We start from the raw sequence: 9,771 nt of genomic DNA, 5'->3' as shown, positions 1-9,771 counted from the left end.
CCTCCAACGTTTTGATGGTATTGTATCAAAGAAAAACAGGGAATAACAGATACGGATGATTACCTACTTACGTTCAGACAAATGTTTCAAGGCTTCTGCCAGTTCATCATCACAAATACGAATATCATTACCGCATACGTTGAAAAATGTATAATCGCTGTCGTATTCGTCCCACACAGCCAGTTTTTCCACGACGATTTCTGGAAGCTCACAGAATGGACTTTCTTTGTCTTTTCGTCGCTTCAATCCCTGCTGGTAGTCCTTAACAACATGACGGACAACTTTCTTCAAACAACTTTCAAAACGGCATTGAACAGTTTTTTGGAAGTCAGACGGTTTCATCAATCTCACCCCCTTTCCGTTACGACGTGAAAAGTGGTTATCCCTCTTTCCGCACCATATAGGGAATGGCAGGTGTGATTTGCTAAGTTGAAGATAAAAATTTTTGAAAATTTTTGAGTATAAAAAAAGCCCGCACAAAACTTGTTGTTTGTACGAGCTAAAATATTGATATATTCAATTATAAATTGTGTTTCGATAAATTGTATTTTGCTAAATAATCTTCTTAAAACGTTCCATAATGCAATCTTCCCTTAATGATAAAACATTGGTTATCAACAATTTTAATATATGTATGGAAAAAGTTTGTATGTTTTTTCTCTATATAAGCTATATCCTTTGAAATATTTTTGTAAAACTGCTTCTTCAACATTTATTCTTATTTGGTAGCAAACAAAGCTACAAATAGCAACTATCAATATAGCAGGTATATTCTTTAATACAATGCTTACACCTAATAAGGACAAAATACTTCCAGTGTAGGCAGGGTGGCGGACTAATTTATACATACCACTTGTTATTAGTTGTTGTTCTTTACTAATCTGAACATTTAATGTAAATGCCTTTTTTAAAGTTAAAACAGCTTTTATACGAATACAAATCCCGAATACTATAATTAGCATACCAATTTTTGCAGAGTAAGCAGGTAAAGTCATTTCTCTTATGTAAAATGGAGCTTTTTGACTGACACATAGAAAACTAATTATCAAGCAAAATACAAAGTTTAAGTATAACAACCATTTAGTTCCTAAATCTCTAGTATCAATTTTTTCAGTTCTATTTTGTTTTGAACGTGTATAAAAGAAAATAAATATTTCGGAAATAAGTAAACATATTAGCAACACATTAAATATATAATATTCAATAGCACTATTAAATTTTGTCATATCGCCCATTACTATTACCTCTTATTCCTTAATCTTAAAAAATTATTTATTTCATCAGCTTGTCTTTTGGAAATATGATAAAAATAGCAATGAATGGCTATCATAATTAAAATATAGACACATGAATACCATGTAATGTTAATTGCACTAAATGCAAACCATTTGCCTATAAATGCCACACCAATGGTTATTGGATATAATATAATCATTTCAGCAATAAAGTGATGTATATATTTGCTAAAATCTATAAATGATAGAAGCCAATCGACAATCACTGACACCATAAGATAAACAAACACCTGCAAAATAAAGAAACAAAATCTGTCTTTAGAATATCCTACTATAATATTGCTTATTGTTGCATACAAAATAATAAATGTAAATGCCATAGAAAATGCAGGAAGATATGTCCTTAAAAATTTATTCATAATAGCCACTCCTTATCTTATCTCTTAGAATAGGAATATATTTTCTTGAAACAATCAGATTTTCTTCATTGTTAAGTTCTGCCAATAATCTGTGGTTAGGGTAAGGTTTAACACAGACCAGACAAGAAATATTCAATAAGGCTGTTTTGCTTATCCTTACAACATTTGACCTTATTAAATCTTGTTCAATAGCAGAAAGTGTCTTTTTACATTCAAATATTTTGTGTTGAGTGTACATAAATGTTTTTTTATCAACGGTTTCAAAATACAAGACTTCATTTAATGGTATCTGATACAGCTTTTTTTCAAAAATTCCTTGTATAAGATATTCCTGTTGACGGATATATTGAACAATCCGATTTAAAGGTTGTGTCATACTTGAATATCGTATATCTATTTCCGTTTCAGTCAAATCTTTTTTTTCCAATAGTTGCAGTTTCAATGTATTTCCCTCCATTACTTCGATAGAAGTTTAATATTTCTCTAAAGCAATTGCAAGCACTTTAAGCTCAAATACCCTTAACAGCATTTAAAATACCCACATTCCACTTTGTTCAGTTGCAGAGCATACACCGTATGACGCAAGCCTTGTTCATTATCCCACAATCTTCCAGTTGCTATCTTTATGTAGCACAAGCTCATACTGCGATACCTGTGTCGCTTTTGTCTGATTATCAATGAATTTTATCGCAACCTTGACTTTCACATTGTCGCCGTCCTTTATAAAGATAGGGTTTACCAGTTCAGAATAAAGGTAGTCCCTGCCGATAGGTTCAATCACATTTCCCAATACATAGTAAGCAAGCTCTTTTTCCGTCGCTGTTGGGTACAGCTTAAAGAATGTTTCCAGAAAAGCGGTAGCGTCATTTACCGTATCAGCGTCCACGCTTGCGTCTGCTTCTGGTGTCTTAGGCTCATAGTCTGATTTTTCAACTGCTGGTGCAAGGGTAGGGTTTTGAACGATTACCATATCCCCGTCTGCGTCCACATAGACTTTTACAGTATAGGTTGCTTTCACATTGCTTGTCTGTTCTCCCTCTTTTATCTGCTGATCTACTTCGTAGGTAGCAGAAAAAGTGTCCGTTCCCGATTGCTCGATATGCCATACAATCACATCTGTAACCGTGGAGCTGGTCGGTATATCGGTTCTAATGGTGTCTACATTTAAGTCCTGCAATTCCTTTGTCAGATAACCGCTGATTGCCTGCGTCCTTGCTTCGATAGCTTCTTTGCTGTTATCCCATGTGTAATAGGACTTCGCAAAGTTTTTCACGAAATTTTCTATCCCGTTGGTGTCCTGCAAGCGAAGTTCAATGATTTCTTTTTCATGGGTGGTGTGCTGGTCGATAGCCGTAAAATTCTTATACACCCCAAAGCTCACGCTTGCGACAAGCACCACCCACAACGCAATCACGGTTTTCTTATGTGTGCCTACCTTGACAGTACGCACCTTTTTTTCTTTTGGTTCTTTGATAGTTTCTGTCTGTTTCTTATTCTTCTTAAACATATTTTTCAAGTCCTTTCTATTGTTTTACTCGTCCTGCACCGATTAAGTGCTGTTGCCAGTAACTACTGCTTAGGTCTGCATATCCTATCGGGTCGCCTGCATGGTACATCTGGTTATTTCCTACATAAATGCCGACGTGGGTTACATACGAACCAGCGTTATAGGTAGAATGGAAAAACACCAAGTCCCCAGCCTTTGCCTGCGAGAGTGGGAGATGTTGGGTAGCGTCATACTGTGCTTGTGCCGTTCTCGGTAAAGAGATACCAGCTTTTCCATAGCACCATTGCACAAGTCCGCTACAATCAAAGGAAGTGTTCGGGTTACTGCCACCATACACATACTTCCAGCCTTGATATTTCAACGCTTCATTCATAATCGCTTGTGCTGTCGCATTATCAAAGTGTGCCACAGTCAAATATTGATTGACTAATTCCACATAGAACATATTTCCATAGCCATACCGCCAGCCCCCGTTCTTCGCAACGGCTATCGGGTTGGCGTAGGTTACTTTCTTTCCACCCGATTTCTCAAGGGCGAAGCTCTCTGCAAGATTAAAAGTGTGTTTTTTTCCTTTTCCTGCCACATATCCCACATAGCCACCGCCATAGTTATAGGACTGTATCGCTACATTCAAATCGTCGATACCTTGATTTTTGCAGGAAGAAAGCAGGGACGCAAAATATTTACACCCCTGCTTGATTGAGCTTTCCGTATCTAAAGAATTAGGCGGTAAACCAAGACTTTCTGAACTCTGCATAACATCTTCTGCTGTACCACCACTTTCTACTTGAATGATAGCCAGCAATACATTGACATACTCGGAGATACCGTTTTCTCTGGCGTATTTTTCTACCATAGGCTGATGTTTCAAAACCTCTGCGGACAAATTCATACCCGTAATGCCAGAAGAAAAGTTGCTGTTCTCGTCGTCGCTGTCCGCACTAATCAACACACCAAAGAAAAGCACCAGAGAAAAGAGGATAGGAAACAGACTGCCAATGATAGCGATATGTTTCAGTTTCATTTTTTCTTCTGTCCTTTCTTCATCACAAGGTTACGAGTTTTCTCTGTTGTCTGCTGGTTCTTTTGGACGGTTTGCGTCTGCTGAACCTTTGTCCTACGGTCTTTTGTGTAATTCTGGCGTGTTTCCTGCGATATCACTTTTTCTACATTCTGCCTATGTACTGGCTGTGCCGACTGGGTCGCTTTCTTATCAGAAGCACCAGAAAATAACGGACGCTCTTTGATAACATTTGTCTTGACTGGCTCACTTGCTTTTGAAGTGGTCGCTGTGGCAGGACGTTTGACTTCCTGCATTTTTTCCGCACTCGGCTTTGAAGCTGTGGCTGGTCGCTCATGGGGACGGGTAGCTCCCGTTGTCGCTGATCCATCAGCCTTTCGCTGTGCCTGCCTTGCTTCTTGTGCCTTTTGAAGCTCCATACGTTTGTCAGCGATATTCTGCCTATGCTGTTCCTGCTTTTCCAAGCGTCCCGTCTGTCTGGACTGCTGTTCCTGCACCATGCCACGCTTGAAGTCGGACACGCTGGACTTTGCCTTTTCCTTTGCGGAATACACCGCATAAGCGGTCTGTGTCGGCATATCCTTGATATTCTCTTTGACAGCATTTGCCTTGTCTTTCACTTTATTTTTCGTATCTAAGACAGCCCCCACCTTTGAACCTGCACGCTGTCCCATGCTGGAAGTGGTATTGCCCCGACTGTCTTTTGTAGCTGTGTTCCTTGTCGGTTTTCTGTTTGAAATCGTGCTACCTGCCACCGCACCAGCAACACCGCCAGCCGTAACCGCACCAGCAAGCCGTCTTTCCATACGCCTAGCCCTATGTGCCAAGTATAGATATGGTCTGCGGAAAATTCTTCGTCCCATGCTTTGACTGTCGTTAGCGTTCAAAGAGAACATACTCATTAAATCGCCCAGCTTCATATAAATACCAGCGAAACATACTATCTGCAAGAACGCTACCATAAAGAACGGATAGTCCGCGGAGATGTTATAAAACATACTGGAAATGCTGAACGCCACCGTTACAATGAGCGTTATTCCTGCTCGTGTCATTATGGTATTAAACACCCTCACGATTGCCTGCTTTGCCAGATTTTCTTGACTAGGTATCATAGAAAGAAGAAAACTGATAGGTAAAAACATTGCAAAGATAATAAAAAGTATCTGGCTGAACAACATCATGCCCGTAAGCAAGAATACAAATATCGTTATCCCTAAATTGAAGAACAATAGGAAGAACACCATGCCTAAACGGTTCACGACCTGCGGTATCGTCAGATTGTTGTTGTCGTTGTCCTCGATTTCTGTTTTCACGACTTCTTCTCTGGTTTTCCCGTCCTCGTCCTCTGGGCTTGCTGATACAAGAGCTTCCACACGGTCTGCCCCGATTTCTTCTGCGTTGCTGTTCCCGAATTGTAAGAGTAACCACGGCTGTTCCACTTGAATAGAAAATAAGCTGTCCCGTATCAAGTCCACGCTGTCCTTACCCTCGCTGTCAGAGTTGGGGAGCATGATTTTTGTTCCCAAGTCAAGTGAAGCGGTACTGATGTCTGATGAAAATTCATTTATCTTCTTGATGTAGTCGGGAGCATAGGCAATAAAAGAAGCCGACAGCACGAACACCACAAGAAAATTGATAACCGCTTGAACAGCTTTGCTGGTTTCTCTTTTTATCAGTCCCGTATAAGCAACATAAATACCAATGATTAAAATTATCAGTAATAGAGAACCTACATAAAATCCCGTACTCCCGAAGCCATTCTCGGTAACACCTGCAAGAGTCTGTATGCTCTTTCCGATACTGTCTGCCATATCGTTGATGAAGTCCAGCTTATAGGCTTCCTGCACCACATACCCCGTTGCATTGCTTAAATAAAGGCTTATCGTCCAGACAAAGTTGGTAATGCAGTAAAGCCCGTACTGCACCGATTTTCCAATCCCATCCAGCCAGTTCCACGGAAGCCACGACCAGCTATTATCCACATAAAAATCAAGCTGGTAGTTGGAAAGGGGATATTTTGAATATAGATTTTCTGCGTTTATGGTATCGTCCACAAGCCCCGTCGCATGAGCCACCGTCCCCAGAAGTGAAAGCAGGATAAGGGAGAGTGCCACCACGAACAGAGCCATTTTGAGAAAGTGGAAAATCTTCTTTTTTGTGAACGCACCTTTTATCCTTTCTTTCATCACTCCACCTCATTTCTCTGTACGGGCGGTCTGGTATCAAAGGCGTGTAGCAGTTCTTCAAAGACGGGGTGTATCTGCACCACACCGACACGCCCATATAAGTCCTGCAATAAGCATTGTCCGTTCTCCAAATCACGAAGCCGTTTCTGGTTGTTTTCGTCGTCCTTGTCGATACCGAAAAATTCTAAGGTCTGTTTTATCTCGTTGATGTCAGTAGAACGAAAGGCAAACTTCAAGCCGATATTGTTTTTCAGACTTTCCTTTGACACGTCGCCAGAAGATTGTGTAACGAAATAAACGCCTGCCTGCATAGCTCGCCCAGCACGAACCAGCTTGTTAGAGAGCGTTTCTCCTTGTGCCACATTTAAGAACGCCCACGCTTCGTCCAAATCGACAATCTTAAAAATGCTTCTGTCTGAATGGATAAAATCAAGGGCAAAGGTACTAATCACAATCAGCATAGACACCGACAATAATTCAATGGTCGTGTATTCCTCAAAGGTCGTGTCCTTATCTGGCAACACAAGGTCGGCTACTTGAATGATATTGAGCTGGTTATCCAGACTGATAGCATTTTCTACCGTACCGTCTGAAAACAGCAGGTGTGCAAAGTCGTAGTCCGTGAAGCTGTCGATATGGTCTGCAATATTTCTTGATATGGGTGTATCTTCACGGCGTAGCTCGTCTATCACATGGAGCAAGCCCCGACTGTCGCTCTGGGTAACGGAACGAACCGCCTTACGAAGTACGGGGAATTTTTCGCCGTCCCTAGAGGAAATACCCGTAAGGAATGTTAAGATGTCGATTGCCAGACTTTCAGCGTCTTTTACATTCTTCATAATCACGAATGGGTCAAGAAGTCCTGCATTGTCCTTGTCGCTGGTAAGGTTTACGATATTGATTTCGTGGGCTATCTCTGGGAGCGTTTCTTTCCAGTTGCCACGCTCTGATTTTGGGTCTAAGATAACCGCTTGTCCCCCAAAGAGAACCGAATAATACACCAGAAGATTGTTGCAGAACGATTTCCCACCGCCAAGCGAACCGACAAAAGCAGAAGCTAAAGCGTTGGTAACTGTACCTTTTATACCTTGACTGGCAAGGGACGGTTGCAGGTACACATTTCTTCCCGTATCAACGGAATAGCCCATATAGATACCCGTAGTTTCCCCTAACTGCTGTGTCGCACCAAAACCAAGCCCAGCTAGAAAATCTGATTTTACATACTGCACATAGTCATTGATATATCGCTTACTGGCAGGAAGAAATTCAGAATGAAGCCCCAGCATATCCCCAGCAGGACGCACCAGCTTTACATTGAGGTCGTCGTAAAAGTCCTTGACTTCATCACAACGGCGTTTCAGCTCGTCAAGATCGGGTGCAGACACCCGTATCACGTAGCTTAACTTATACATACTTTCTTTGCTCTGGTCTAAGTCAGTTTCCAGCTCGTCCACGCTGTCTAAAGCGTCCACCACATTTGAGCTGGTTTCACTTCCTGCTTGATAAGCGTGATTGTCAAGGTCTTTCAATTCCTTTTTCTTGTTGCGGACGGTCGTTAATGCTTTACGGTTCTCCACGATTTCTACATTCATAGAAGTATCAACGGGAAAGGTAAATTGCTGTTGCTGGAAATAGAAGATTTCACTTGACGGAAAATCAAGCTCGCCGACAATCGCATTGACGGTAAAATAGGACACATAGCTTTCCTTGTCCTCATGTTCCAATCTTAAATACCGCTGGCTTTCTTCAATCACACACCTTGTCGGACGGATAAGGTCGTAGTATTTTATCAGCGTTTCTTTGTTCAATTTCTTCTTTGGTAGCTGGTACTCATAATCTTCATAAGCGATACCGTCCCTGCCGTAAAGATGTTCCATGAGATACCCAAAATCATTGATTTCCAAGCGACGTACCTTAAAGCGACGGAAGATTTTATTTTCCAGTAACTTTTCCATTTTCATGTAACGGTTGATTTCATCATTCGGCATGGAAACAAAGTCATTCATCAGCGTATGGTTCACTTCATGGAGAAATTCCGCAAACGTCAGCCACGCCGATTTTTTAATGTTCTTCAGATTGAGCTGTTCTTCCGTAACCATGAGCTTAAAGCCAAGAAAAAAGCGGTAGTCCACTTGATTGTCCCCAATCATAGATACTAACGCTTCGGTCTGTTCGTCTATTTTCTGGTAGGCAACTTCCTTTAATTTTCCCGTTACCAGTTTCTTTGACTGTTCCTGCTGACTTCGGATTGAGCTTTCTGTGGCAATCTGCAAGGCATGAATTTTACCCTCACGGGACTGTGCGATTAGCTGTCGAAAGCTGTCATGTACGATAAATTTCTGCTCTGCGGATAGAAAAGAATAATTGTATGGTATCAGCTCATAGTAGGCGAACACCTCATTGTCCTTGTTCCAGACAAGGTTATTGTCAATATATTTTATCGGGAACATAGTTCACACTCCTTACTGCCGTGATTGTTTCATTCAATATCTGCTTATGCAGTTTTACGGCTTTTCCTGCATAAGTGATTTTAGGTCGCAGGGCATAGGTTATCTGTGATTTCAAAAAGCTGTACGGCTTCTTTCCGTCAAAAGTTTTCTGCGACATAAACCAAGTGAGAGCAACGGGAATACCAAAATATTTGAGAAATGCTCCCTCAATCATGGAAAGTGGGGGAATATCCCCAAACAGAATGATGAGAAATTCCGTAATCACAAACCATGTAATCTGTGTAAAAGTAACGGGAAAGGGTAAGTTAAAGTCATTGATTGCATACAAGACTTTTTCCACGTTCCAGATACCCGTGTAGCTTTTAATCTTTTTCAAGTTCTTTCAGCTCCTTTCGTAAGTTTCTAAATAGAAAAGGACAGCCATGTTTCAGACTGTCCCTTAAAAGAGAAATACGCTGTCAGTAGCAACAATGCTTGTCGCTGATCTTCCAGCGTTAATATGGTATCTCGCACATACCTCGGCTTGTTTCAATAAAGCAACCGCCCATATCCAAATCTCGCCCGTAGGCTTCATAGTCAATGTAGTTCTGTAAGCTGGGTGGAATGTCGCCAAGTGCCTGCAATTCGTCTATGTAGTAGTAGGCAACGTCTGTCATGGTTTCACAGTCGGGATAATAATAAATATCGTCCTTATGTTCCACGACTTCTTCCAGCGTCCCAAAGTGGCTGATAAATTCGTCCAGACATTCTACGATATAGTCGGGAAGTTCCTCTATCATTTCATACATCTCGTTGAGTTCTTCAATGGAAACATACTCGCCAATCGCAATCGGGAAGTTGTCGGTATCATGGATAGCGTACTCTTCATACTGTTCATTGTAGCCCAGCAAACTAAAGTTCCTGTCTCCCGCACAAAAACGTCAAATTTAATTCTCAAGTGTCAAATACTATCT

8 protein-coding genes and 2 pseudogenes are annotated in these 9,771 nt (G+C 41.0%); all 10 read right to left on the bottom strand.

All coding sequences use genetic code 11. The annotated features are described in order from the left end of the window. Positions 1–69: 69 nt before the first annotated feature. Positions 70–351, bottom strand: a pseudogene (locus NFS35_RS28115) (sigma-70 family RNA polymerase sigma factor); the annotation flags it as partial. Between the two features lie 272 nt (positions 352–623). Further along, positions 624–1,235, bottom strand: coding sequence for a methyltransferase family protein (locus NFS35_RS28110; RefSeq protein ID WP_055061718.1), 612 nt, complete (start codon positions 1,233–1,235; stop codon positions 624–626). A 5-nt stretch (positions 1,236–1,240) separates the two neighbouring features. After that, on the bottom strand, positions 1,241–1,654 hold the full coding sequence (locus NFS35_RS28105; RefSeq protein ID WP_117918261.1) for a hypothetical protein: 414 nt from the start codon (positions 1,652–1,654) through the stop codon (positions 1,241–1,243). Beyond that, positions 1,647–2,096 carry a LytTR family DNA-binding domain-containing protein gene (locus NFS35_RS28100; RefSeq protein WP_251210271.1) on the bottom strand — a complete coding sequence of 150 codons (450 nt, stop codon included), beginning with the start codon at positions 2,094–2,096 and terminating at the stop codon, positions 1,647–1,649. The genes NFS35_RS28105 and NFS35_RS28100 overlap by 8 nt, the downstream gene beginning before the upstream one ends. Positions 2,097–2,249: 153 nt before the next feature. Continuing rightward, positions 2,250–3,161, bottom strand: a complete 912-nt coding sequence (locus tag NFS35_RS28095; RefSeq protein ID WP_251210270.1) for a conjugal transfer protein — start codon at positions 3,159–3,161, stop codon at positions 2,250–2,252. A gap of 16 nt (positions 3,162–3,177) precedes the next feature. Next, the gene (locus tag NFS35_RS28090) at positions 3,178–4,185 is read right to left on the bottom strand and encodes a C40 family peptidase (RefSeq protein ID WP_251210269.1); all 1,008 of its coding nucleotides are present in this window, start codon (positions 4,183–4,185) and stop codon (positions 3,178–3,180) included. After that, positions 4,182–6,368 carry a CD3337/EF1877 family mobilome membrane protein gene (locus NFS35_RS28085; protein WP_251210268.1) on the bottom strand — a complete coding sequence of 729 codons (2,187 nt, stop codon included), beginning with the start codon at positions 6,366–6,368 and terminating at the stop codon, positions 4,182–4,184. Before NFS35_RS28085 ends, NFS35_RS28090 begins: the two co-directional genes overlap by 4 nt. After that, the gene (tcpF, locus tag NFS35_RS28080) at positions 6,368–8,818 is read right to left on the bottom strand and encodes a conjugal transfer ATPase TcpF (RefSeq protein WP_251210267.1); all 2,451 of its coding nucleotides are present in this window, start codon (positions 8,816–8,818) and stop codon (positions 6,368–6,370) included. The genes NFS35_RS28085 and tcpF overlap by 1 nt, the downstream gene beginning before the upstream one ends. Next, on the bottom strand, positions 8,796–9,194 hold the full coding sequence (locus NFS35_RS28075; RefSeq protein ID WP_009243016.1) for a conjugal transfer protein: 399 nt from the start codon (positions 9,192–9,194) through the stop codon (positions 8,796–8,798). Before NFS35_RS28075 ends, tcpF begins: the two co-directional genes overlap by 23 nt. A 118-nt stretch (positions 9,195–9,312) precedes the next feature. Continuing rightward, positions 9,313–9,705, bottom strand: a pseudogene (locus NFS35_RS28070) (antirestriction protein ArdA); the annotation flags it as partial. Positions 9,706–9,771: the final 66 nt, after the last annotated feature.

The organism is Acetatifactor aquisgranensis (genome assembly GCF_943193215.1).
GTDB classification, from domain to species: Bacteria; Bacillota; Clostridia; order Lachnospirales; family Lachnospiraceae; genus Acetatifactor; species Acetatifactor aquisgranensis.
The sequence above is the reverse complement of the archived record's forward strand: the minus strand, read 5'-3'. Positions and strand labels throughout refer to the sequence as shown.

Bases quoted from the DNA above. Each gene is read 5' to 3' on its own strand.
- NFS35_RS28090 (WP_251210269.1), bottom strand. From the start codon at position 4,185: ATGAAACTGAAACATATCGCTATCATTGGCAGTCTGTTTCCTATCCTC.
- tcpF (WP_251210267.1), bottom strand. From the start codon at position 8,818: ATGTTCCCGATAAAATATATTGACAATAACCTTGTCTGGAACAAGGAC.
- NFS35_RS28110 (WP_055061718.1), bottom strand. From the start codon at position 1,235: ATGGGCGATATGACAAAATTTAATAGTGCTATTGAATATTATATATTT.
- NFS35_RS28085 (WP_251210268.1), bottom strand. From the start codon at position 6,368: ATGAAAGAAAGGATAAAAGGTGCGTTCACAAAAAAGAAGATTTTCCAC.
- NFS35_RS28095 (WP_251210270.1), bottom strand. From the start codon at position 3,161: ATGTTTAAGAAGAATAAGAAACAGACAGAAACTATCAAAGAACCAAAA.
- NFS35_RS28105 (WP_117918261.1), bottom strand. From the start codon at position 1,654: ATGAATAAATTTTTAAGGACATATCTTCCTGCATTTTCTATGGCATTT.